The 21,729-nt window shown below is 72.5% G+C and carries 24 protein-coding genes and 1 tRNA gene; 5 read left to right on the plus strand and 20 right to left on the minus strand.

All coding sequences use genetic code 11. The features are described from left to right. Window positions 1-4: 4 nt before the first annotated feature. The 3 genes from rnr to rpmG all read left to right on the plus strand — a co-directional run bounded on the left by rnr (window position 5) and on the right by rpmG (window position 4,091). On the plus strand, window positions 5-2,353 hold the full coding sequence (gene rnr, locus VQH23_RS22775; RefSeq protein WP_338662956.1) for a ribonuclease R: 2,349 nt from the start codon (window positions 5-7) through the stop codon (window positions 2,351-2,353). Window positions 2,354-2,658: 305 nt separating this feature from the next. Beyond that, window positions 2,659-3,825 (plus strand): S41 family peptidase, encoded by a 1,167-nt coding sequence (locus VQH23_RS22780; protein ID WP_338662957.1) that lies wholly within the window; start codon window positions 2,659-2,661, stop codon window positions 3,823-3,825. Window positions 3,826-3,923: 98 nt separating this feature from the next. Beyond that, window positions 3,924-4,091, plus strand: a complete 168-nt coding sequence (gene rpmG, locus VQH23_RS22785) for a 50S ribosomal protein L33 (RefSeq protein ID WP_338662958.1) — start codon at window positions 3,924-3,926, stop codon at window positions 4,089-4,091. A gap of 88 nt (window positions 4,092-4,179) precedes the next feature. Here rpmG and VQH23_RS22790 read toward each other — a convergent pair whose 3' ends face one another. Both VQH23_RS22790 and VQH23_RS22795 read right to left on the minus strand, forming a co-directional pair. After that, entirely contained in the window at window positions 4,180-5,250 is a 1,071-nt protein-coding gene (locus VQH23_RS22790) for an alcohol dehydrogenase (RefSeq protein ID WP_338662959.1), read from the minus strand. Window positions 5,251-5,311: 61 nt separating this feature from the next. Continuing rightward, window positions 5,312-6,070 (minus strand): M15 family metallopeptidase, encoded by a 759-nt coding sequence (locus VQH23_RS22795; protein WP_338662960.1) that lies wholly within the window; start codon window positions 6,068-6,070, stop codon window positions 5,312-5,314. Between the two features lie 125 nt (window positions 6,071-6,195). Here VQH23_RS22795 and VQH23_RS22800 point away from each other — a divergent pair, with 125 nt between their 5' ends. Beyond that, entirely contained in the window at window positions 6,196-7,299 is a 1,104-nt protein-coding gene (locus tag VQH23_RS22800) for an ABC transporter substrate-binding protein (RefSeq protein ID WP_338662961.1), read from the plus strand. A gap of 21 nt (window positions 7,300-7,320) precedes the next feature. On the opposite strand, the gene VQH23_RS22805 is transcribed toward VQH23_RS22800, so the two are convergent. The 16 genes from VQH23_RS22805 to VQH23_RS22880 form a co-directional block, all read right to left on the minus strand. After that, complete coding sequence (locus VQH23_RS22805) at window positions 7,321-8,394, minus strand: toxic anion resistance protein (RefSeq protein WP_338662962.1); 1,074 nt, start codon at window positions 8,392-8,394, stop codon at window positions 7,321-7,323. Next, entirely contained in the window at window positions 8,391-9,146 is a 756-nt protein-coding gene (locus VQH23_RS22810; protein ID WP_338662963.1) for a hypothetical protein, read from the minus strand. Before VQH23_RS22810 ends, VQH23_RS22805 begins: the two co-directional genes overlap by 4 nt. Continuing rightward, window positions 9,143-9,265 carry a hypothetical protein gene (locus VQH23_RS22815; RefSeq protein ID WP_280854983.1) on the minus strand — a complete coding sequence of 41 codons (123 nt, stop codon included), beginning with the start codon at window positions 9,263-9,265 and terminating at the stop codon, window positions 9,143-9,145. Before VQH23_RS22815 ends, VQH23_RS22810 begins: the two co-directional genes overlap by 4 nt. A 50-nt stretch (window positions 9,266-9,315) precedes the next feature. Further along, window positions 9,316-10,206, minus strand: coding sequence for a branched-chain amino acid ABC transporter permease (locus tag VQH23_RS22820; RefSeq protein ID WP_338666147.1), 891 nt, complete (start codon window positions 10,204-10,206; stop codon window positions 9,316-9,318). A 120-nt stretch (window positions 10,207-10,326) separates the two neighbouring features. After that, complete coding sequence (locus VQH23_RS22825; protein ID WP_338662964.1) at window positions 10,327-11,184, minus strand: branched-chain amino acid ABC transporter permease; 858 nt, start codon at window positions 11,182-11,184, stop codon at window positions 10,327-10,329. Window positions 11,185-11,271: 87 nt separating this feature from the next. After that, entirely contained in the window at window positions 11,272-12,510 is a 1,239-nt protein-coding gene (locus VQH23_RS22830; protein WP_338662965.1) for an ABC transporter substrate-binding protein, read from the minus strand. Window positions 12,511-12,562: 52 nt separating this feature from the next. Next, entirely contained in the window at window positions 12,563-13,285 is a 723-nt protein-coding gene (locus VQH23_RS22835) for an ABC transporter ATP-binding protein (RefSeq protein ID WP_338662966.1), read from the minus strand. Beyond that, a complete protein-coding gene (locus VQH23_RS22840) occupies window positions 13,278-14,063 on the minus strand; it encodes an ABC transporter ATP-binding protein (protein ID WP_338662967.1) in 786 nt (261 codons plus the stop codon). The genes VQH23_RS22835 and VQH23_RS22840 overlap by 8 nt, the downstream gene beginning before the upstream one ends. Window positions 14,064-14,175: 112 nt before the next feature. Then, window positions 14,176-14,252, minus strand: a tRNA-Pro gene (locus VQH23_RS22845). A gap of 99 nt (window positions 14,253-14,351) precedes the next feature. Further along, the gene (locus tag VQH23_RS22850; RefSeq protein WP_408904246.1) at window positions 14,352-14,816 is read right to left on the minus strand and encodes a MerR family transcriptional regulator; all 465 of its coding nucleotides are present in this window, start codon (window positions 14,814-14,816) and stop codon (window positions 14,352-14,354) included. A 47-nt stretch (window positions 14,817-14,863) separates the two neighbouring features. Then, entirely contained in the window at window positions 14,864-15,172 is a 309-nt protein-coding gene (locus VQH23_RS22855) for an integration host factor subunit alpha (protein WP_338662968.1), read from the minus strand. A 165-nt stretch (window positions 15,173-15,337) separates the two neighbouring features. Continuing rightward, on the minus strand, window positions 15,338-16,282 hold the full coding sequence (locus VQH23_RS22860) for a beta-ketoacyl-ACP synthase III (RefSeq protein WP_338662969.1): 945 nt from the start codon (window positions 16,280-16,282) through the stop codon (window positions 15,338-15,340). Next, window positions 16,282-17,304 (minus strand): phosphate acyltransferase PlsX, encoded by a 1,023-nt coding sequence (plsX, locus tag VQH23_RS22865; RefSeq protein ID WP_408904353.1) that lies wholly within the window; start codon window positions 17,302-17,304, stop codon window positions 16,282-16,284. Before plsX ends, VQH23_RS22860 begins: the two co-directional genes overlap by 1 nt. Before the next feature lie 103 nt (window positions 17,305-17,407). After that, on the minus strand, window positions 17,408-17,611 hold the full coding sequence (gene rpmF / locus VQH23_RS22870) for a 50S ribosomal protein L32 (protein WP_209371709.1): 204 nt from the start codon (window positions 17,609-17,611) through the stop codon (window positions 17,408-17,410). A 116-nt stretch (window positions 17,612-17,727) separates the two neighbouring features. Further along, entirely contained in the window at window positions 17,728-18,222 is a 495-nt protein-coding gene (locus VQH23_RS22875; protein WP_338662971.1) for a YceD family protein, read from the minus strand. Then, a complete protein-coding gene (locus tag VQH23_RS22880; RefSeq protein ID WP_338662972.1) occupies window positions 18,219-18,758 on the minus strand; it encodes a ubiquinol-cytochrome C chaperone family protein in 540 nt (179 codons plus the stop codon). Before VQH23_RS22880 ends, VQH23_RS22875 begins: the two co-directional genes overlap by 4 nt. A gap of 137 nt (window positions 18,759-18,895) precedes the next feature. Here VQH23_RS22880 and VQH23_RS22885 point away from each other — a divergent pair, with 137 nt between their 5' ends. After that, window positions 18,896-19,417 carry an outer membrane protein assembly factor BamE gene (locus VQH23_RS22885; protein ID WP_338662973.1) on the plus strand — a complete coding sequence of 174 codons (522 nt, stop codon included), beginning with the start codon at window positions 18,896-18,898 and terminating at the stop codon, window positions 19,415-19,417. A gap of 148 nt (window positions 19,418-19,565) precedes the next feature. Here the strand turns inward: VQH23_RS22885 and VQH23_RS22890 are convergent, their stop codons facing one another. After that, on the minus strand, window positions 19,566-20,756 hold the full coding sequence (locus tag VQH23_RS22890; RefSeq protein WP_338662974.1) for an MFS transporter: 1,191 nt from the start codon (window positions 20,754-20,756) through the stop codon (window positions 19,566-19,568). Continuing rightward, window positions 20,756-21,724, minus strand: a complete 969-nt coding sequence (gene thiL / locus VQH23_RS22895; protein ID WP_338662975.1) for a thiamine-phosphate kinase — start codon at window positions 21,722-21,724, stop codon at window positions 20,756-20,758. Before thiL ends, VQH23_RS22890 begins: the two co-directional genes overlap by 1 nt. Window positions 21,725-21,729: the final 5 nt, after the last annotated feature.

Here is a 21,729-nt window from a genome sequence, read left to right on the forward strand (position 1 = left end):
GGTCATGTTCCGCAGCAAGCGCCTGCCCCGCATCGGCGGGGCGCCCCGGCCCCGCGCGGCGGAGGGGGAGCCGAACCCGATGCCCAGCCGGGAGGAGCTGCGCGCCTTCATCCGCACCGCCACCGGCCGGGTGGGCAAGACGGAGATCGCCCGCCACTTCGGCCTCTCCACGGACCAGCGCCCCGCCCTGCGCGAGCTGATGGCCGCGCTGAAGGAGGAGGGCAGCATCGCCCCGATCGGCCGGCGCACCATCCGCCACTCCGCCAACCTGCCGGACATGGCCGCGCTGGAGGTCTTCGGCACGGACGCGGATGGCGACCCCATGGCCCGCCCCATCACCTGGGAGGGGTCGGAGAAACCCGTCGTCTACATGCGGCCGGAGCGCGCGGGGCAGCCCGCCCTGGCCCCGGGCGACCGGGTGCTGGCCCGCATCACCCGCCTCGGCCCCAACAAGTACGAGGGCCGCACCTTCAAGCGCATCGGCACCGGTTCGCCCTCCCGCGTGCTCGGCGTTTTCAGCGCGGGCATGGTGGAGCCCGTGGACCGCCGCTCCCGCGCCAACTGGGTCGTGCCGCCGGGCGAGGAGAACGGGGCCAGGGACGGCGACCTGGTGCAGGCCGAGCCGATCGCCGGCGGCACGCGGGAACGCCTCTTCGGCCCCAAGCCCGCCCGGATCGTCGAGATCCTGGGCTCGATGGACGACCCGAAATCCGTCTCCCGCCTCGTCATCGCGGCCCATCGCATCCCCGACGAGTTCCCGGAGGAGGTGGTGCAGGCCGCCGAGCGCGCGAGGGCGGTGCCGCTCGGCAATCGCGACGACCTGCGCGACACCCCCCTCGTGACCATCGACGGCGAGGACGCCCGCGACTTCGACGACGCCGTCTTCGCGGAGCCGCAGGAGGATGGCTGGCGCGTCCTCGTCGCCATCGCCGACGTGGCGCACTACGTCCGCCCCCAAAGGTCTGCAGAGGGGGCCCCGCTGGACCGCGAGGCCTGGCACCGCGGCAACTCCGTGTACTTCCCCGACCGCGTCGTGCCGATGCTGCCCGAGGCGCTCTCCAACGGCTGGTGCAGCCTGAAGCGGGGTGAGGATCGCGGCTGCCTCTACGTCGAGATGCATTTCGACAGCGAGGGGAACAAGACCGGCCACCGCTTCGGCCGCGGCCTGATGCGCAGCGCCGCCCGCCTGACCTATGAGCGGGTTCAGGCCGCGCGCGACGCCGGCGAGGACCTCGGGCTGGAACCCGGCCACGTCGCCCGCCTCTACGGCGCCTTCGCGGCGCTGCTGGCGGCTCGCACCCGGCGCGGCACGCTGGACCTCGACATCGCGGAGCGCCGCGTCATCCTCGGCCCGGACGGCAAGGTGGTCTCCATCGCCCCCCGCGCGCGTCTCGACAGCCACCGGCTGATCGAGGAGTTCATGGTGGCCGCCAATGTCTGCGCCGCCGAGGAGCTGGAACGCCTTCACCAGCCCTGCATGTACCGCATCCACGACCGTCCCTCGGACGAGAAGATGGAGACGCTGCGGGGCTTCCTCTCCGGCTTCGGCTTCTCCCTTCCGCCCTCCGACAAGGTCCGCCCGCGCGACTTCGCCGGCATTCTGGAGAAGACGCGGGAGACCCCGGAATCCCGCCTGATCAGCGAGACGATCCTGCGCGGCCAGTCCCAGGCGGAGTACAACCCGGAGAACATCGGCCATTTCGGCCTCGCCCTGCCGCGCTACGCCCATTTCACCAGCCCCATCCGCCGCTACGCGGACCTGCTGGTCCACCGCGCCCTCATCCGCGGCCTGAAGCTCGGGGACGACGGGCTGACGGAGGAGGAGGCGGCCTCCATGCCCGACACGGGCGAGCACATCACGAAGACCGAGCGCCGCGCCGCATTGGCCGAGCGGGACGCGGTGGACCGCTATCTCGCCGCCTACATGGCGGACCGGGTCGGCGCGCACTTCCCCGCGCGCGTTTCGGGGGTGACACGCTTCGGCCTCTTCGTGACACTGGAGGAGAACGGCGCCAGCGGGATCGTCCCGATGAGCGCCCTGCCGGACGACCAATGGTTCCACGAGGAAGCGGCGATGCGCCTGGTCGGCCGCCGCACGGGGCTGAGCTTCAGCCTGGGCCAGGAGGTGGAAGTCCGGCTGGCCGAGGCGGTGCCCCGCACGGGCAGCCTTTCCTTCCAGCTCCTCCAGGGCGATCCCCGCGCCGGCGGGGGTGGGCCGGGTGTGCGCCACCCCGCCCCGCCGCGCGGCCGCCAGAGGATCACGGACCGCAAGCAGAAGGACCGCGAGCCGAAGGACCGCAAGCCGAAGGACGGGGCGCCCGCCCGGCCCGGCAAGGGCAAGCGCCCGCGCTGATCGCCCGCCTCGCCGCCCCTCTCCTGGCCGCCCTTCTCCTGCTGCCCGGCGCGGCCCGGGCGCAGGACTTCACGGCCACGCTGCGGGCGGCCTACGCCGCCATCGCGCAGCGCCACCTGGAGCCCACGGATCCGGGCGACCTGGCCCTCTGGACGCTGCGCGGGCTGGAGGCGATCGACCCCTACCTCTCTGCCGTCCGCCGCGGCCCGGACCTCGCCCTCGGCCTCTCGGACGCGCCCCTCGCCCGTCGCCCGGCCGGGGCGACGCCGGAGGCCGCGGCCGATACCGTCGCCTCCCTCTTCGCCGTGGCGGAGCGCGAATCGCCGGCGCTGCGCCGCGCCGGCCGGCAGGCCATGCTCCAGGCAGGGTTCGAGGAGGTGTTCAACCACCTCGACCCCTACAGCCGCTACCTGACCCCGCCAGAGGCGCAGAGGGGCCGGGAACGCCACCTCGGCGCGACCGACCTCGGCCTCACCCTCGCGCCCGGCCGCCGCCGCGAGGTGACGATCTCCGCGGTGGTGCCGGGCAGCGCCGCCGAGCGCGCCGGCCTCCGCCCCGGAGACCGCGTGGCGGCGGCCGACGGCATCGCCCTGGACGCCGAGGCGATGGACGAGGCCCACGCTGCGATGGAGGGCGCGCCCGGCAGCAGCGTCCTCCTCTCCGTCCGACGCGGCCGCCGTCGGTTGGATGTCCTCCTCACCCGCGCCGCGGCCCCGCAGCTCTCCGTGGTGGCCCAGCTGAGGGATGGGATCCTCTGGCTCACCCTGCCCCTCTTCTCCTCCGCGACGCCGGAACAGCTGGACCGCGCCCTCGCCGATATCCCCGCCTCGGCCGCCCCGCTCGGCGTGGTGCTGGACCTGCGCGGCAACCGCGGCGGCCTCCTGCAGCAGGCCATCCGGGTCGCGGACGCCTTCATCCCCGCCGGAACCATCGCCTTCACCGATGGGCGGCACATCGACTCCCGCCGCCAGTTCGACACGGCGGGGCCCGACCTTGCCGGCGGCCGCCGCCTCGTCGTGCTCGTGGACGGCCGCACCGCCTCCGCCGCGGAGGTGGTGGCCGCGGCCGTCGGCGATCTCGGCCGGGGGGTGGTGGTGGGGAGCGCCACCATGGGCAAGGGGCTGATCCAGGTTCTCGTGCCCCTGCCCGGCGGCGCGCAGCTGGCGCTCTCCTGGTCCCGCATCCTCGCGCCGCGCGGCTGGCCCCTGCAGATGCTCGGCGTCCTGCCCGCCCTCTGCACCAGCAACGGGGCGGATGCCCTGGCGCGCAACCTCGCCACCCTCGGCACGGCCGACAGCCCCATGACGGTCCCGCTCGCCCGCGCCCGCGCCGCCCGCGCGCCGGTGCCGGGCAGCGAGGTTGCCGCCCTGCGCGGCGCCTGCCCGCCCGCAGAAGGGCGCGACGCCGACCTCGCGGCCGCGCGGGCCGTGCTGGAGCGGCCGGAGCTCTACGAGGCCGCCCTCGCCCGCTGAGGGCAGCGCATAACGCTTGACGAACGGGCGTCGGACGCTAGTTTGCGCGACCTCTGCGACCCGGCCCTGGCCGGCACCCGAACTCCTGGAATCGAGTCATGGCCAAGTCCAATACCATTCAGATCCGCCTCGTCTCCTCCGAGGACACCGGCTACTTCTACGTGACGAAGAAGAACACGCGGAACGCGACCGGCAAGATGGAGAAGAAGAAGTACGACCCGGTGGCGCGCAAGCACGTCGTCTTCCGCGAGGCCAAGATCAAGTAACCCGCGGCGGGCCCCGCGCCCGCCACGAGACGGTTCGGGAGGCGCCCGGGAACCCTCGGTTCCGCGGGCGCTTTGCCGTGGGCGGCCCTCAGGCGGCCTCGGCCCGCAGCACCACGCGGCCCGTCACCTTGCCGTCGCGCAGCCGCTCCAGCACGGCGTTCGCCTCCGGCATGGGCGCCGTCGCGACGGGAAGCGGCGCCAGCTTCCCGGCCTTCGCCAGCCCCATCACCGCCCGCAGGTCCGCGAGCGAGCCGACATAGGACCCCTGCAGCGTCAGGGCACGGATGGCCATAATCGGCAGGGGCAGCGTCACCTCGCCCCCGAACAGCCCGACCTGGATCAGCTTGCCCCCCTTGCCCAGCGCGTCGAAGGCGAAGCGAGCCGTCGCGCTGCCGTTCACCAGGTCGATCACCGCCGGGGCCGGCCCGCCGCAGGCCGCGACGATGGCCCTTGTCGTCTCCGCGCCGTCCTGGCCGCCCAGCACCGTCTCCGTCGCGCCGGCCGCCCGCGCCGCCTCCAGCTTCTCCGCGGAGACATCGACGGAGACGATCCGCCGGTGCCCCAGCGCCCGCAGCATGTGGATCGCGCTCAGCCCCAGCCCGCCCGCGCCCACCAGCACCACCGGCCGGTCCGGCGGCAGCTCGCCCAGCTTCCGGATGGCCGCGTGCACGGTGATGCCGGAACAGGCGTAGGTGGCGGCGACGGCGGGATCCACCCCGTCCACCGGCACGAGGTACTTGGCGTCCGGCACCAGGACATGGGTGGCATAGCCGCCCTGCCGGTAGATGCCGATGGTGCGGGGCGGGTTGGGGCACGTGTTGTCCTCCTCCCGCGCGCAGGCCTCGCACCGGCCGCAGCCGATCCAGGGGAACACCACCTTCGCCTCGCCCACGGCGACGCCGGTCGCCTCCGGCCCCACCGCGGCCACGCGGCCGGCGATCTCGTGGCCCATCACCAGCGGCAGGGTCATGCCCCGGTCCTGCATGGAGAGGCGGCCGCGGCTGCCCAGGTCGTAGCCGCCCTCCCAGATGTGCAGGTCGGAGTGGCAGACGCCGCAATGCGTCACCTCCACCAGCACCTCGGCGCCCTTCGGCTCCGGCGTCGGCCAGTCCTTCTCCTGCAGGGGCTGTCCCGTCTCCACCACCGCCCAGGCGCGCATGCCGTTCCCTCCTGCTCCGGGGGGAATGGCACACCCCGGCCGCGAAGGGGTCAAGCCGGGGCTAGCCGAACAGCTCCGGCCGGTACTCGAAGTGCATGGTGTCGTAGTGGTACCATTTGCCGCCCCAGATGAAGCGCTCCACCTCGAAGGCCTCCACGATCTCGAAGGGAATGCGGTTCCGGTAGGGGATCTCGCCGTCCCCCCGCGCGCGGGCCCAATGCCAGTAATCCGAGTGGCGGGTGTTGATGTCGATGGCGGCGCCGAAGGCGTGCATGCTCACCAGCCCCGTATCGGCCACCCCCCGGCAGCTCAGCGTCCCGGCCGAGGGCACGAGATAGGCCCGGAACCGGTCGGGCATGCCCTCCAGCGAGGCCGCCACCCGTTCCAGCCGGTCCGCCACCCCGTTCACGGTTGTCATCGCCAGCGTCTGGCGGCCCAGCCACGCCGCGCCGCGCGTGGGGACTCCGCCCGCGCGGCACTCCCCATACATGCGGGTGAAGAAGGCGGTGCTGCGGATGCGCCCCGGGCTGAAGTCCCGCGGCGGGGGTCCGTCCGGCGGGCCCGGGCGGTAGGGCTGCCGCATCTGGTCGGCGATCGTCGCGTCGTGGAGCATAGCCTCGAAGGACCGCTCCGGCAGCCCGGCGCCGATCAGCATCCGCGCCCCGTCCCGCCAGACCAGAAGGTCGCCCTCCACCCCCGCCAGATGGTCGGGATAGGCGCGCACCAGGCGCGCGATCCGCTCCGCCTCCGTCCCATTCGCCCGCGCTGTGCCCGCGGCGGCCAGGAGGCCGGCCAGGAGGGCGCGGCGGGGATGGGGCATGGAGCGAATCCGTGGGTCGCGACCGGATCATCCCGGGCAGCGCCGCGGGGCCTGTCAACGGCTTCCCTCTTTCGCGGGCGGCGCGGGGACGCTACGCAAGCCCCACGTCACGGGAGAGAAACGCCATGGATCGTCGCGCCCTTCTCGGCCGCGCCACCCTCGCCGCCGGTACAGCCGCCGTCGCCGCGCCGCTGGCGGCGCCCGCCATCGCGCAGACGGCCCAGCCAAGCCTGCGCTGGCGCCTCACCTCCACCTACCCGCGGTCGCTGGACTGCATCTACGGCGCGGGCGAGGTCTTCGCGCGGGCAGTAGGAGAGCTGACGGACGACCGCTTCCGCATCACCGTCCACTCCGCCGGCGAGATCACCCCGCCGCTCCAGGCGCTGGACGCGGTGCAGGCCGGCAGCGTGGAGTGCTGCCACACCACCAGCTTCCTCTACACCGGCAAGAACGAGGCCTTCGGCTTCGCCACCGGCCTACCCTTCGGCCTGAACACCCGCCAGCAGAACGCCTGGATGTACGAGGGCGGCGGGATCGAGCTGCTGAACGAGGTGCACCGCAAGTTCAACGTCTACGGCATGCCGCTGGGCGCCACGGGCGCGCAGATGGGTGGCTGGTTCCGCAAGGCGCTCGGCCCCGCCTCCGACCTGCAGGGGCTGAAGATGCGGATCGGCGGGCTGGCCGGGCAGGTGCTGTCCAAGCTCGGCGGCGTGCCGCAGCAGCTCGGCGCCGGTGACCTCTATCCCGGCCTGGAGCGCGGCACGATCGACGCCGCCGAGTGGCTCGGCCCCTACGACGACGAGAAGCTGGGCTTCGTGAAGGTCGCGCCCTTCTACCACTACCCGGCTTGGTGGGAGGGCGGTGCCTCCACCTACTTCTACGTCAACCTGGACCAGTGGAACGCCCTGCCCAAGTCCTACCAGGCCGCCATCCGCACGGCCTGCGCGGAGGCGACGCACTGGATGGTCGCGCGCTACGACATCCGCAACCCCGACAGCATGCGCCGCCTGATCGCGCAGGGCGCGAAGCTCACGCCCTTCTCCCGCGACATGCTGGACACCTGCTACCGGGCCTGGCTGGAGATCGAGCGCGACCTCGTGGCCAGGAACCCCGACTTCGCGAAGGTGCATGAGAGCTGGTCGAAGCACCGCGACGACATGCGGACCTGGTTCCGCGTGGCCGAGCTGTCCTTCGACAACTACGTCTCCCAGGCCAGCGCCCGGCGCTGAGCGCCTACCGGGGGCGCGGGATCACCGCGCCCCTGGCCCTGACTTCGTGGGCGCCGCCGGCGCCTTCGCCGCGATGAGTGCGCGGCGGATCTCGCCCTCCGCCTGGGCCAGGGCCTTCGTCGCCTCCTGCCGGCGCGTCCGCCCCTCCTGCGCGATGCGGAGCGAATCCTCGATGGTGGCGACAAGGGCGGTGTTGGCCTTCTGCACGGCCTCCAGGTCCACCACCCCGCGCTCGATCTCCGTCCGCACCTCCACGTTGGCGCGGCGCAGCCCCTCCGCATTGGCGGTCAGCAGCTCGTTCGTCAGGTCCGTCGCGGCCTTCACCGCCGCCCCCGCCTCCCGCATCCGCTGCAGCGCCAGCGCCTGGGCGAGCTGCGTGCGCCAGAGCGGCACGGTGTTCGCCAGCACGGAGTAGATCCGGCCGGCCAGCGCCTTATCGTTCTCCTGGATCAGCCGGATGGAGGGAAGCGCCTGCATCGCCACCTGCCGCGTGAGCCGCAGGTCGTGCACGCGCCGGTCCAGATCCTCCCGCGCCGCGCGCAGGTCGCGCAGGCGCTGCGGGGCCAGGTGGTCCGCCGGGTTCTCCGCCGCGCGCTCGGCGGCCGGGATCGCCTCGGCGTCCGTGCGCGTCAGAACCGCCTCCCCCGCCGCCACGTGGTCGGCCAGGGAGTGGAACCAGTCCAGCGTCGCGCCGTAGAGCCGCTCCAGCCGCTCCACATCCTCCATGAGCCGGCTGCGATGCGTGTCCAGCCGGTCGCCGATCGCCTCCACCTGCCCGCGCACGCTCTCGTAGCGCTGCAGGATGGCGGCGGTCTCGGTGCCGGCGCGGCTGAACAGGCGGGCGATCAGGCCGGGGCGCTCGTCCAGCTTCGTCACGTCGAAGCCGCGCAGGGTGGAGAGGAGCTTGGAGAGCGAATCCCCCGCCTCACCCACCGCGTCGCTGCGGGCGGAGCCGAGCATGGCGTCGGCGGCCGCGGCGGCGCGCCCCTGCGCCTCCTGCCCGAAGCGGGTGATGCTGGCGGGATCGTGCAGGTCGATCCGGGTTGAGAGCTCGGCCACGCGCTCCGGCGCGGGCTGCAGCGTGTTGTCGCTCACGCGATCCCCTCCTGATGCAGGCGGTCCTGCAGGACCTTCACCTGGATGGCCAGCGCCTCCGTCTCGGCGGCGCGCAGGTCGGCCGAGGACTGGTTCGCCACCCGCTCCAGGTCGTCCAGCAGGGTCGGCAGGGCCGGCGGCGGCTCCGCACCCTGGGAGAGGCGGGAGCCGATCCGCTCCAGCCCGTCCACCCCGACCACCAGTACCCGCCGGGCCTGGCCGGCCGCGTCCGGGCGCTGCGCCAGCTCGTCCAGCAGCCCGCGCAGCGCGGTCGCGGCCGGGCGCAGCCGGTGGTCGCCGAAGAGGAGGCTTGAAAGGCGGGCGCGCAGCGGCTCCAGCGTGTCCGGGGGCTGCGGCACCGGCGGGGGTGGCGGTGCGGGGGGCGGGGCCGTCTCCGTCACGCCCTCGTAGAGCAGCCGGGCGCCGCCCCAGGCCATGAGGCCGAGCGCCACCGCGCCGACCGGCCCCGTGCCCGCGGCGAAGCCCGCCGCCAGGCCGGTGCCGGCGCCGAGCAGTGCGCCTGCGCGGCGCGCGTCGCCCCGCCGGGCGCGGGCCAGCCTGGACATGGCCATGCCTACCCCGGCCAGCCCGGCGACCGTGCCGCCGATCAGCTCCCCCTCTCCGCTCGCAAGCGCCAGGAAGAAGCTCGGCACGAAGGGCACGGCGAAGAGGGCGAGCGGCACGCCGCGCAGGCCCGTCCACCAGCCCGGCAGCCTGTCCTGGCCCCGATAGGGCCCGCGCTTCGGGCTCAATCGAAGAGCTCGATCAGGATGTGGACGAAGGAGAGCACCCCGGTGAAGCCGACGCTCGCCGCGATCAGCGCGAGCCCGGCGAGGCGCCGTGCGGGGGCGGGAAGAAGGGAGGGATTCATCGCGGGGGAAAGATCGCCCCGCGATGCCCCCTCTTCAAGCCGCCTGAAGGCTACAGTTTCACCCGCAGCAGCCGCCCCAGCTCGCCCACGATGCCAGCCCGGAAGGCGAGGACGCAGAGGACGAAGATCACGCCCTGGATGATCGTCACCCAGGCGCCGAAGGGGGCGAGGTAGGTCTGCATGGACACCACGATCCCCGCCCCGACCACCGGCCCGAACAGGGTGCCGAGGCCGCCGAGCAGGGTCATCAGCACGACCTCGCCCGACATGGACCAGTGCACGTCCGTGAGCGTCGCGATGCCGACCGTGATCGCCTTCGCGCCCCCCGCGACGCCTGCGATCCCGGCCGAGAGGACGAAGGCCACCAGCTTGTAGTCGTCCACCCGGTAGCCCAGCGAGGTGGCGCGCGCCTCGTTCTCCCGGATGGCGGTCAGCAACTGGCCGAAGGGGGAGCGAATGACGCGCTGGACCAGCAGGAACCCCGCGAGGAACAGGGCGGCTACGAACCAGTAGAGGGTCATGTCCGCCCGCAGGTCGATGACGCCGAAGAGCATCCCGCGCGGGACGGACTGGATCCCGTCCTCGCCATGGGTGAAGGGCGCCTGCAGGCAGAAAAAGTAGACCATCTGGGCCAGCGCCAGGGTAATCATGGCGAAGTAGATCCCCGCCCGCCGGATGGCGATCCAGCCGAAGACGAGGCCGAGCACCGCGCCTACGGCGCCGCCGAGGAGGATGGAAAGCTCCGGCGTCAGGCCCCAGACCTTCACCGCATGGGCCGCGATGTAGCTGCCCATCCCGAAATAGGCGGCGTGGCCGAAGGAGAGCAGCCCGACATAGCCGATCAGCAGGTTGAAGGCGCAAGCGAAGAGGGCGAAGCACAGCAGCTTCATCAGGAACTGCGGGTAGAGGAAGAAGGGGCAGGCGATCAGCGCCCCGATCATCACCAGCAGCGCGATCCCCTGCGCGCGGGTGAGGCCGAAGAGCCCCGGCGCGGCCGGCGGCAGCCCCTGTGCGGCCCCCGGGGAGACCTCGTCCGGGAGGGTGGTGGCGGACGCCATGGGTCAGGCCCTTCCGAACAGGCCGGCGGGGCGTGCGAGCAGCACGATCGCCATGATGACGAAGATCACGGTCGCCGAGGCCTCCGGGTAGACCACCTTGGTCACCCCCTCGACGAGGCCGAGGCCGAAGCCGGTGATGACGGAGCCCAGGATGGACCCCATGCCGCCGATCACCACCACGGCAAACACGGTGATGATGAAGTTGGACCCCATTCCCGGGTTCACCGAGTAGATCGGCGCCGCCAGCACGCCCGCCAGCGCGGCCAGCGCCACCCCCGCGGCGTAGGTGAGGGTGACCATGCGCGGCACGTTCACCCCGAAGGCCTGCACCAGGGGCGCGTTCTCCGTGGCCGCGCGCAGGTAGGCGCCGAGGCGGGTCTTCTCGATCACCAGCCAGGTCGCGATGCAGACGACGAAGGCCGCCACCACCACCCAGAGCCGGTACTTCGGCAGCATCATGAAGCCGAGGTCCACGGGCATGCCCGAGAGCGCCTCCGGCGGCGCGTAGGGCAGGCCGGAGGAGCCGAAGCCGTTGCGGAACAGCCCCTCGATGATGAGCGCCAGCCCGAAGGTCAGCAGGAGCCCGTAGAGGTGGTCGAGCTTGTAGAGGCGCGAGATCATCGCCCGCTCCAGCACCACGCCGAAGGCGCCCACGATCAGCGGCGAGAGGACCAGCGCCCCCCAGTAGGGGATGCCGGCCCAGTTCAGCAGCATCCAGGCGACGAAGGCGCCCATCATGAACTGCGCGCCATGGGCGAAGTTGATGACGTTCAGCATGCCGAAGATCACGGCCAGACCCAGCGAGAGCAGCGCGTAGAAGGCGCCGTTCACCAGCCCCAGCACGATCTGCGGCGCCGACATCTCAAGCTGGAAAAAGAGTTCCTCGAGCAAGGCGCGTCACCCGTGAGAGGCGGGGGTGCCCGGCGCAGGGCACCCCCAGGTTACGATTCAGGTGTTGACGAGGGAGCAGCCGCCGTCGCGCAGCGGCCGCCAGGCCTCCTCGGTCGGGGTGGTGCGCACGAGCTTGTAGTAGTCCCACGCCCCCTTGCTCTCGCCCGGGGTCTTCACCTCGAAGAGGTAGGAGGGGTGGATCTTGCGCCCGTCCTGCCGGATGGAGCCGGCGCCGAAGGCGTCGTCATCCGTCGGCATGGCCTTCATCCGCACCACCGTCTCCGCGCCGCTCGCCCGCGCCGCGGCCACGCCCATGTCGGCGGCCGCCTTCAGGTAGTGCAGCGCCGCGCTGTAGCAGCCCGCCTGCCACATGCTCGGCATCGCGCCGCCCATGCTGCCCTTCACCTTGTTGGCGAGGTTGCGGGTGCGGTCGTTCAGGTCCCAGTAGTAGGTCTCGCTCAGCACCAGCCCCTGGGCGGTATTCAGGCCGAGGCTGTGCACGTCGCTGACGATCATCAGCAGCACGGCAAGCTTCTGCCGCCGCGTCAGGCCGAACTCGGCCGCCTGCTTCACGCAGTTGATCGTGTCCACGCCCGCATTCGCCAGCCCCACCACCTTCGCGCGGGACTGCTGCGCCTGCAGCAGGAAGGAGGAGAAGTCGGTGGTGCCCGGGAAGGGATGGCGGATGTTGCCGACCACGCGGCCGCCGTTCTTCCTGATCACCTCGCCCGTGTCGCGCTCCAGCGCGTGGCCGAAGGCGTAGTCGGCGGTGATGAAGTACCAGCTATCCCCGCCCGCCTTCACCATGGCGCCGCCGGTGGAGTTGGCGAGCATCCAGGTGTCGTAGGTCCAGTGGATGGTGTTCGGGTTGCAGGCCGATCCCGTCAGGTCCGCCGTCGCGCCCGTGGAATTCAGCATGATGGAGTTCTTCTCCTTCACCACGCTGTTCACGGCGAGCGCGCAGGAGGAGGTGGCGACGTCGATGATGACGTTCACGCCATCGCGGTCGATCCACTGGCGCGCGATGGTGGAGGCGACGTCCGGCTTGTTCTGGTGGTCGCCCTGAAGCACCTCCACGTTGATGCCGCGTCCCGTCACGCCGCTGTCCTGCACGGCCTGGCGCACGCAGGCCACGGAACCGGGGCCGGAGCCGTCGCGATAGGTGCCGGACATGTCGGTCAGCACGCCGATCTTCAGCGTGTTGTTCGCCTGCGCGCGGGCGCTGTTGAAAGGCAGCGCGCCCAGCATCGGCAGGGCGGCGGCGCCACCCAGAAGGCTGCGGCGGTCGATGGTCATCCTCGGTCCTCTCCTGATCAGTTTTCTTGTGGTTGCGCCGGGGCCGGCGTGGCTAGACGCCGAGATAGGCGTGCAGCCGCTCCATGCTCCCGGCCATCTCGTGATTGGCGACGCTGTCCACCACGCGCCCGTGCTCCATGACGTAGTGGCGGTCCGCCACCGTCTGGGCGAAGCGGAAGTTCTGCTCCACCAGCAGCACGGTGAAGCCGCGCGCCTTGATCTCGCGGATCATGGCGCCGATCTGCTGCACGATCACCGGCGCCAGCCCCTCGGTCGGCTCGTCCAGCAGCAGCAGCGGCGCGCCGGTGCGGAGGATGCGCGCGATGGCCAGCATCTGCTGCTCCCCGCCCGAGAGCTTCGTGCCGGGGCTGCGCGCCCGCTCCTTCAGGTTCGGGAACAGGGCGTAGATGGTGGGCAGGTCCAGCCCGCCGTCCCGCACCTTCGGCGGGAGCATCAGGTTCTCCGTCACGTCGAGGCTCGCGAAGATCCCGCGCTCCTCCGGGCAGTAGCCGATGCCCGCTCGGCCGATCGCGTCCGGACTCATCCGGATCGTCTCGCGCCCCTCAAAGGTGATCGAGCCCGTTCGGCGCCCGGTCAGCCCCATGATCGCGCGCAGCGTGCTCGTCTTGCCCGCGCCGTTGCGGCCGAGCAGCGTCACCACCTCGCCCGGGCGGATGTCAATGCTCACTCCGTGCAGCGCGTGGCTCTCGCCGTACCAGGCGTGCAGGTCGCGCACCGCCAGCATCGTGTCGGTCTTGATGGCGGCATCAAGCATGGGCCGCCTCCTGGCTCGCGCCTGACACACCGGGATCGCTGCCGAGATAGGCCGCGATGACGGCGGGGTTCCGCGAGACCTCGGCGTAGGGCCCCTCCGCCAGCACCTTGCCGCGCGTCAGCACGGTGATGGCGTCGCAGAGGCCCTCTACGACCTTCAGGTTGTGCTCCACCATCAGCACGGTGCGGCCCTGCGCCACGCGGCGCACCAGCGCCACGATCCGGTCCACGTCCTCGTGAGTCATCCCCGCCGTGGGCTCGTCCAGCAGCATCAGCCGCGGCTCCAGGGCCAGCGTCGTCGCGATCTCCAGCGCGCGCTTGCGGCCATAGGGCAGCGTGCCCGCGGGCGCGCCGGCATAGGCGGTGAGCCCGACATCGGCGAGCAGCGCCATCGCGCGATCGTCGTAGCGGCGCAGCACCGCGTCGCTGCGCCAGAAGTCGAAGCTGCCGCCCCGCTCGCGCTGTAGCGCGACGCGCACGTTCTCCAGCACCGTCAGATGCGGGAACACCGCGGAGATCTGGAAGGACCGCACCAGTCCCATCCGCGCCACCTCGGCCGGCGCCGTGCGGGTGATGTCCTGCCCGTCGTAGCGGATGGTCCCACGGGAGGGCTGCATGAACTTCGTCAACAGATTGAAGCAGGTGGTCTTGCCCGCCCCGTTCGGGCCGATCAGCCCGTGGATCGTGCCCCGCCGGATGCGCAGCGAAACGTCCGAGACCGCGACGAAACCGCGGAACTCCTTCGTCAGGCCATCAGTTTCCAGGATGTATTCCTGCACCCAGACCGTCCCATTCCCCGAAAGCGCCGTCTTCGCGGCTGCGGGGGAAGCATGGACGGGCGGCAGGGGCCGCGCAAGCGCCAAGAGGAAAGAAGGTTTTGCGGGGGAAAAATGGTCGGAGCGGCGGGATTCGAACCCACGACCCCCAGTCCCCCAGACTGGTGCGCTACCAGACTGCGCTACGCTCCGATGCGGCGGGGTCTAGCACCCGCCCGCACCGCTCTCAACCCCGGCGGCGCGGCTTTCCGTCGCTTTCCGCGGACCGTCGCTTCCAGCAGGCCGCAGAATTCAGCGAGCCGTCAGGGCCTTGAGCGCCGAGGCGATCGCCTCCAACTCCTCGAGGCAGGCCCGCAACTCGATCCCCTCGGCCCCCTCCGCGCCCTCGGACGGATCGGCCAGGGCGCCCTCCCCGGCCTCGCCCGCGGCCTCCACCGCCTCCAGCCCGCCCTCGCGCAGCAGGCGCTGCACGCCCTTGATGGTGTAGCCCTGGGTGTAGAGCAGGTCGCCGATGCGGCGGAGGAGGTTGATGTCCTCCGGCCGGTAGTAGCGGCGGCCGCCGCCGCGCTTCAGCGGCTTCAGCTGGGGGAACTTCGTCTCCCAGAAGCGCAGCACGTGCTGCGGGATGTGAAGGTCCTCCGCCACCTCGCTGATGGTGCGGAAGGCGTTGGGGGACTTGCGCGCGCGCGCGGCGGATTCGCCGCCCTCGCTGATCCCGGCGGGCGGGGTCGGTGTGATGTCGCCAAGCACGCTCATGCCGCTCATCGCGCTCCTGCTCAGTCCTCGCCCACTCGGTCGCCCACTCAGTCGTCGGTCCGGGGCGGCGTCTCGCCGTTGATCCGGGCCTTCAGCACCTGACTGGCGCGGAAGGAGAGGACGCGGCGCGGGGTGATGGGCACCTCGACGCCGGTCTTGGGGTTACGCCCGATTCGCTGCGCCTTCTGCCGCACCGCAAAGGTTCCGAAGGCCGAGAGCTTCACCGCCTCTCCCGCCTGCAGCGTGGCGGAGATGCGGTTCAACACGTCCTCGAGGAGGGCCGCGCTCTCGTTCCTGGAGAGGCCGACCTGCATGTAGATCGCCTCGGCCAGCTGAGCGCGGGTGATGGTGTTCACGCGGCCATGCCCCCTCTCGCCCCCTTGCGGGAATGTCCCGCCTGGAGCGATTGGACCGCCGCCACCCCCCTACGTCAATCGACTCACGGGAGAAGTTGTGGTTTCCGGCACGCAGTGTTGCCGATTTGCCGAAGCGAGTCGGAGCGCATGAAGGGGCTGGGCGCGTCAGAAGCGCGCGAGCGCGGCGCCCCAGGTGAGACCGCCGCCGATGGCCTCCATCAACACGAGGTCGCCCCGCGCGACCCGCCCGTCCCGCGTCGCCTCGGCGAGCGCGAGGGGAATGGAGGCCGCGGAGGTGTTGGCATGGCGGTCCACCGTGACCACCACGCGCTCCGGCGGCAGGCCGAGCTTGCGGCCCATCGCGTCGATGATGCGCCGATTGGCCTGGTGCGGCACCAGCCACTGCACGTCGGCCTGGGCCAGGCCGTTGGCCTGCAGCGCCTCGTCCACGGCGGAGGCGAGCTTTGACACGGCGTGGCGGAACACCTCCCGCCCTGCCATGCGGACGAGCCCGCCCTCCACCTGCAGGATGTCGCCGTGGCGCCCGTCGGAGTGCAGGTGGGTGGAAAGGATGCCGCGATCCCCCTCCCCTTCCTCCGCGCGCAGCAGCACGGCGCCGGCGCCGTCGCCAAACAGCACGCAGGTGCCGCGATCCGTCCAGTCCAGGATGCGGGTGAAAGCCTCGGCCCCGATCACCAGCGCGCTGCGGCACTGCCCCGCGCGGATCATCGAATCGGCCACGCCGAGCGCGTAGATGAAGCCGGTGCAGGCGGCCGAGATGTCGAAGGAGAAGCCTTGGTGGATCCCCAGCTTCTCCTGCACCCGCGTGGCGGTGGAGGGAAAGGCGGAGTCGGGCGTCGCGGTGGCCAGGATGATCGCGTCCACCTCGGAGGCGTCCGTGCCGGCCTGGGCCAGGGCCTCGCGCGCGGCGGCCGTGGCCATGTCGGCCGTGGTCTCGCCCGGCGCGGCCATGTGGCGGCGGCGGATGCCCGTCCGCTCGCTGATCCACTCGTCGGAGGTGTCGAGGCGATAGGCCTCGGCCAGCTCGTCATTCGTCACGGCGCGCGCGGGAAGATAACCGCCCGTGCCGGCGATCACGGAACGGGTCATCAGCCGGCCACGGCCCCCTGCTTCTGCCCCGCCACTGGGGCACCACCGGCAAGCCGGGCCACGCCGGTCCGGATGCGCTCGTTGAAGCCGTGCGTCACCATGTCCATGGCCACGTCCACCGCGTGGGCGAAGCCGAGCGCGTCCGTGCCCCCGTGGCTCTTCACCACCACGCCGTTCAGCCCGATCAGCACCGCGCCGTTGTAGCGGCGGGGGTCCATCCACTGCCGCAGCCGGTCCAGCGCCGGGCGGGCCAGCAGATAGCCCAGCCGGGCGGGGATGGAGGAGTTGAAGACCTGCCGCAGGAGGCTGCCGACGAGCTTCAGCGCCCCCTCCCCGGTCTTCAGCGCCACGTTGCCCGTGAAGCCGTCCGTCACCACCACGTCCACGGTTCCGGCGGTGATGTCGTGCCCCTCCACGAAGCCGCGGAAGTTCGCGCCGATATGGCTCTCGCGCAGCGTCTCCGCCGCCTGGCGGATGCGCTCGTCGCCCTTCAGCTCCTCGGAGCCGACGTTGAGCAGGCCGATGGTGGGGTCGGTCAGGCCGAGAACGGCGCGGGCGAAGGCGTCGCCCATCACCGCGAACTCGACGAGATTACGCGCCTCGTAGGTGATGTTGGCGCCGAGGTCGAGCAGCACCACGTCGCCGCGGGCGGAGGGACCGATCGCGGCGAGCGCCGGCCGGTCGATCTCCGGCATGGTCCGCAGCACGATCTTGGCCAGCGCCATCAGCGCGCCGGTGTTCCCGGCGGAGACCACGCCCTCCGCCTCGCCCGCCGAGACGGCGTCGATCGCCAGCCGCATGGAGGCGCCGCGCAGCCGCAGGGCCGCGGTGGGCTTCATGTCGCCGGGAATGGCATCGGGGGCGTGGCGGATCGTGCAGATGGCCGCCGCGCGCGGGCGGGTGGCGAGGCCGGCGCGCAGCCGCGCCTCATCTCCCACCAGCAGGAAGCGGGCGCCCTTGTGGCGCTCCGCGGCCTGCTCCAGCCCGTCGAGCACGGCATCGGGGGCGTGGTCGCCCCCCATGGCATCGACCGCGAGCGCGAAACGCTCCGCGGGTCCGGTGGCCCGGGATGCGGCCAATTCCGCGCTCCTCAGCTTGCCAGGACGGGAAGGACGTCGCGCCTGATCAGGCGCGGACGGCGGCCTTCAGCGGCTTGCCGGCGGCCACGACCTCGCGGCCGTCATAGAAGCCGCAGGAGACGCAGATGTTGTGCGGGCGGCGCAGCTCGCCGCAGTTCGGGCACTCGGCGTGCGCCTCGCGGCCCAGGGCCTCGTGGCTGCGACGCATGCCACGACGGGAGGGCGAGGTCTTTCGCTTCGGAACGGCCATCGGTGCCGGGCCTTTCTATAGTTATGACACGTCACGCGAACGGACGGGTTTATCGGGAGGCGCGCGCCATAGCACCGGCCACCCCGCAGAGCAAGGCTTGCGTTGCCCCGCGGGACCTAGCCGGGCTTCAGCCCGCGCAGGGCGGAGAAGGGAGAGGACGCCGCATCCCTTGCATCACCGGGCAGCTCGGCGTCCGGCGCGCGGGGATAGGGGTCCAAGGCGAGGGCCAGGCTCTGCGCCAGCGCCTCGCCTAGGTCCACCGTGCCGTCCGGCTCGGATTCGATCTCGTCCGGCCCCTCGTCCAGATCCTCGGAGGGCTCCTTTCCCGGGGGCAGGATCCGCCAGTCCAGCGACTCCTCGATCGTCTGGGGCACCGGCTCCAGCGTCACCACGCAGGACTGCACCACGGCCGCGCGCAGCGTGCCGCGCGCCCGCACCGTGCCGCCGGCGGCCGGCACCAGCTCCAGCTCGCCCGAGAGAGAATCAAGCTCTAGCAGGCCCATCCGCCCGGCCAGCGCCGCCCTCTCCTCCGGCGTCGCCTCCAGGCGCTGCCGCCGCCCCTCCCCCCCGAGGGCGCCGGGGCGGAACATCCGGCTGAACTCGACCTTCATGCCGCGGCCCCCGCGAAAGCCGCCTCGCCCGCCAGGAAGCGGGCGAAGGGCTGCCCGGCCAGCCCGGCATCCAGCGCCGCGGCATGGGCCGCGAGCCGGGCGGCCGCCCCTTCCGGCGCCGCGCCGCCCCAGACGTTGCGGGCCAGGGCACCCTCCAGCGCCGCGGCGTCCCCGGTCTCCAGCGCGGCCTCGTAGGCCAGGGCGCGGCCGTGGAAGGCCTCCCACATGGTTCGCACGCGCTTGCCGATGGACATGTCGCCCACCCCCATCTCCCGCAGGTTCAGGTCCATGTCGGCGAACATCGCGTCGAACACGGCCTGGGCCAGGGCGGCCCCGCGCGGGTCCGGGTCCCGGCGTAGGCGGCGCACCAGCAGGGCGGCGTGCAGCGCGACGAGGTCGAAGCGCCCCTCCAGCGTGTCCGGCACCCCCTCTTCCCCGAACAGGGCGGGTCCGCGGGCCGCCGTCACGGCCGCCGTGTAGAGGGCGAAGCCGGCCCGCTCATGCGGGCGGCGGCGAAAGAGGCCGAAGGGGGCCATGGCTCTGGCGTTTCCGTCTCAGCGGCACCGCACCGACGGCAACGGGCCGGCAGCGCCGGGCCCGATTCCCGGGCCGGCGCGACACTCTGTTGACCGGGCCGCGGGGCGGTGGCAATCGAACCCCCGAGATGGCCCCCATGACCCCTCCCGTCAATCCGCAGGCAACCCGGCGCCGCCCCGGCCGCGCCGCCCTCGCCCTCGCGGTGCTCCTCGCGGCGCCGCTCGGCGGCTGCTCCGTCTTCGGCTCGCCCGACGAGCTGCGGGGCAATCGCGCGGATCCCGAACTGCTGCGGGACATCACCCCCGGCGTCTCCAGCAAGGCGGACATCACGGCGCTCCTCGGCTCGCCGAGCGCCACCTCCACCTTCGACGGGAGCGAGTGGTACTACATCAGCGCCACCACCCGCCTCCGCCCCGCCCGCACCCCCGGCCTCGACAACCAGCGCGTGGTCGTCGTCCGCTTCAACGAGCGCGACATCGTCCAGGCCGTGGAGCAGAAGGGCGAGCGCGACATGCGCGACATCGCCATGTCCGAGCGCACCACGCCCGTCCCCGGCAATGAGCGCTCTCTCCTGCAGGCGCTGTTCGGCAACATTGGCCGCTTCGGTCCGGCGCCCACCCAGCCGGAGGGTCCGGGGGTGGGGTCGGGCGCCCGGTAGGGCGACGCTTCCGCCCGCGCTGGCCTACCTCGATCGCCCCAGCGTCTCGGTCGCAGGGTCGATCGGATCGCTCCCCTAATGCTGCACGGGCGGGACCGGCCCTGGTCCGCCAGCGCGTCAGATCCCGCAGCGGTGCCCCGGCCAGGCCTCAGGCCGGGCGCGCCGGGCGGGCGATTCGCCACAAGGCGAAGAGCAGCGCCGGCAGCACCAGCAGGTTCAGCACCCCCCAGCCCCCGGCCGCGTGCAGCAGGCCGGAACCGAAGGCGGTGCAGGCCACCGTGCCGAACACGATAAAATCGTTCGCCATCTGGGCCCGCACCCGCTCCGCCGGGCTGTGCGCCTCCGCCAGCAGGGTGGTGGCGCCGGTGAACATGAGGTTCCAGCCCAGCCCGAGCGCCATCAGCGCCAGGATGAAATGGGAGAACTCCTTCCCCATCAGCGCCAGCCCCACGCAGGCCGCGTTCAGCACCACCCCCGCCAGGATCACCGGCCGCGTCCCGAACCGCCCGATGAGCCGCCCGGTGAAGAAGCCCGGGGCGAACATGCAGATGGCGTGGAACTGGATGACGGTGGAGCTCTCCGTCACCCCGAAGCCGCAATGCATCATCTCCAGCGGGGTGGAGGTCATCAGCAGGTTCATCACCCCGTAGGCCACCGCCCCCGTCAGGGCCGCGGTGAGGAAGGCGGGGCGGGAGACGATCTCCAGGATCGGCGTGGCCGCCCCGGCGCTGCGCGGCGGGGCCGGCGGCAGCTCCACGATCCGCAGCAGGGCCATGCAGGTGAGCGGCGCCAGCGCCAGGATGAGATAGGTGCCGAGGAAGAGGGCCGGCGCAAGCAGGTCCTTGCTGTTCTTCACCAGCTCCGGCCCCAGCGCCGCGGCCAGCACGCCGCCCGCCATCACCAGGGCGATTGCGCGGGGCCGGTAGGCGGGGGTGGCCACCTCGGCCGCGGCGAAGCGGTAGTGCTGGGCGATGCCGAAGCCCAGCCCCGCCGGCAGCGCGCCGAGGCAGTAGATCAAGAAGCTGCCCTGCCAGACCCCGAGGGCGAAGGTGAGGCTCCCCAGCAGGCTGCCCATGGCCCCGAGCACGAAGCCGGGCTTGCGCCCGAGCCGGGCGAAGACAAGCCCGGCGGGGATGGAGGCCGCCATGGTGGCCGCCATCTGGATCGCCATGGGCAGGGTGGCGAGGGACTTGTCCTCCACCAGGCTGTAGCCGATCAGCGCGCCCATGGCGGCCTGCCCGACGACGGCGGAGTTCATCAGCGCCTGGCAGAAGAAGAGAAGCCGTACGTTGCGGCGCATCGCCGCGTCACTCGCCTGGCCCGCCATGGTCACTGACATCAGAAGTGGCTCCATCCCTCCCGCGGGAGACTCACGGCCCACCCTTCCGGCCCGAGCACCGTGACGCTTGCGTGACCATCCGTGAAGCGCCCTATGCGCGTGACGGGTGTGCCCGAGGCGCGGGCGGCGGCCTCCACACGCCCCGCATCCGCCGGATCGGCGGCGAAGAGCAGCTCGTAATCGTCGCCGCCCGCGGCGAGGCGGGCGCGCAGGCCCGGATCCCCGGCCGCGAGGGCGGCGGCAGGTGGGGAGAGCGGCAGGGCGGCCAACTCCAGCACCGCCCGCACCCCGCCGGCGCGGCAGAGATGGCCGAGGTCCTGCGCCAACCCGTCCGAGACGTCCATCGCCGCCCGCGCGACGCCCCGGAGGGCCTTCCCGAGCGCGAGGCGAGGCTCCGGCAGGCGGTAGCGGCGGGCCAGGTGGCCCTCCGGGTCGCCGGCGGCCCGCCCCTGCAGCACCGCCAGCCCCAGCGCCCCGTCCCCGATCGTGCCGGAGACCCAGAGGTCGTCCCCCGCCCGTGCCCCGGCCCGCCGCAGCGCCTGGCCGGGCGGCACGGTGCCGAGGATGGTGAGGGAGAGGCAGGCCGGGCCAGGGATGGAGACGGTATCGCCCCCCAGCACATGGACCCCGAACTCGCGCTGGTCCTCCGCCAGCCCGGCGGCGAAGCCCGCCAGCCATTCCGGCGCGGTGCCGTGCGGCAGGGCCGTGGTCATGAGGTAGGCGAGCGGCTCCGCCCCCATGGCGGCGAGGTCCGACAGGTTCACCCGCAGCAGCTTGCGCCCCACCGTCTCAGGCGGGTCGTCCGGCAGGTAGTGGACCCCCTCCACCATGGCATCGGCCGCCAGCACAAGCTCCCGCCCCGGCGGCGGGGCGAGGAGGGCGGCGTCGTCCTGGAGGTCCAGCGCCCCCTCCCCCGCCAGCCCGCGGAAATGGCGGGCGATGAGGGCGAACTCGGGGGGCAGCGACACGGGCT

Origin of the sequence: Pararoseomonas sp. SCSIO 73927 (genome assembly GCF_037040815.1) — a bacterium.
Taxonomy (GTDB): Bacteria; Pseudomonadota; Alphaproteobacteria; order Acetobacterales; family Acetobacteraceae; genus Roseomonas.

What these genes read in the sequence shown, in the direction of transcription:
- rnr (WP_338662956.1), top strand. Translation starts at nt 5, where the DNA reads ATGTTCCGCAGCAAGCGCCTGCCCCGCATCGGCGGGGCGCCCCGGCCC.
- rpmG (WP_338662958.1), top strand. Translation starts at nt 3,924, where the DNA reads ATGGCCAAGTCCAATACCATTCAGATCCGCCTCGTCTCCTCCGAGGAC.
- VQH23_RS22790 (WP_338662959.1), bottom strand. Translation starts at nt 5,250, where the DNA reads ATGCGCGCCTGGGCGGTGGTGGAGACGGGACAGCCCCTGCAGGAGAAG.
- VQH23_RS22795 (WP_338662960.1), bottom strand. Translation starts at nt 6,070, where the DNA reads ATGCCCCATCCCCGCCGCGCCCTCCTGGCCGGCCTCCTGGCCGCCGCG.
- VQH23_RS22800 (WP_338662961.1), top strand. Translation starts at nt 6,196, where the DNA reads ATGGATCGTCGCGCCCTTCTCGGCCGCGCCACCCTCGCCGCCGGTACA.
- VQH23_RS22815 (WP_280854983.1), bottom strand. Translation starts at nt 9,265, where the DNA reads ATGAATCCCTCCCTTCTTCCCGCCCCCGCACGGCGCCTCGCCGGGCTC.
- VQH23_RS22820 (WP_338666147.1), bottom strand. Translation starts at nt 10,206, where the DNA reads ATGATCGGGGCGCTGATCGCCTGCCCCTTCTTCCTCTACCCGCAGTTC.
- VQH23_RS22825 (WP_338662964.1), bottom strand. Translation starts at nt 11,184, where the DNA reads ATGTCGGCGCCGCAGATCGTGCTGGGGCTGGTGAACGGCGCCTTCTAC.
- VQH23_RS22830 (WP_338662965.1), bottom strand. Translation starts at nt 12,510, where the DNA reads ATGACCATCGACCGCCGCAGCCTTCTGGGTGGCGCCGCCGCCCTGCCG.
- VQH23_RS22835 (WP_338662966.1), bottom strand. Translation starts at nt 13,285, where the DNA reads ATGCTTGATGCCGCCATCAAGACCGACACGATGCTGGCGGTGCGCGAC.
- VQH23_RS22850 (WP_408904246.1), bottom strand. Translation starts at nt 14,816, where the DNA reads ATGAGCGTGCTTGGCGACATCACACCGACCCCGCCCGCCGGGATCAGC.
- VQH23_RS22860 (WP_338662969.1), bottom strand. Translation starts at nt 16,282, where the DNA reads ATGACCCGTTCCGTGATCGCCGGCACGGGCGGTTATCTTCCCGCGCGC.
- plsX (WP_408904353.1), bottom strand. Translation starts at nt 17,304, where the DNA reads ATGGGGGGCGACCACGCCCCCGATGCCGTGCTCGACGGGCTGGAGCAG.
- rpmF (WP_209371709.1), bottom strand. Translation starts at nt 17,611, where the DNA reads ATGGCCGTTCCGAAGCGAAAGACCTCGCCCTCCCGTCGTGGCATGCGT.
- VQH23_RS22875 (WP_338662971.1), bottom strand. Translation starts at nt 18,222, where the DNA reads ATGAAGGTCGAGTTCAGCCGGATGTTCCGCCCCGGCGCCCTCGGGGGG.
- VQH23_RS22880 (WP_338662972.1), bottom strand. Translation starts at nt 18,758, where the DNA reads ATGGCCCCCTTCGGCCTCTTTCGCCGCCGCCCGCATGAGCGGGCCGGC.
- VQH23_RS22885 (WP_338662973.1), top strand. Translation starts at nt 18,896, where the DNA reads ATGACCCCTCCCGTCAATCCGCAGGCAACCCGGCGCCGCCCCGGCCGC.
- VQH23_RS22890 (WP_338662974.1), bottom strand. Translation starts at nt 20,756, where the DNA reads ATGTCAGTGACCATGGCGGGCCAGGCGAGTGACGCGGCGATGCGCCGC.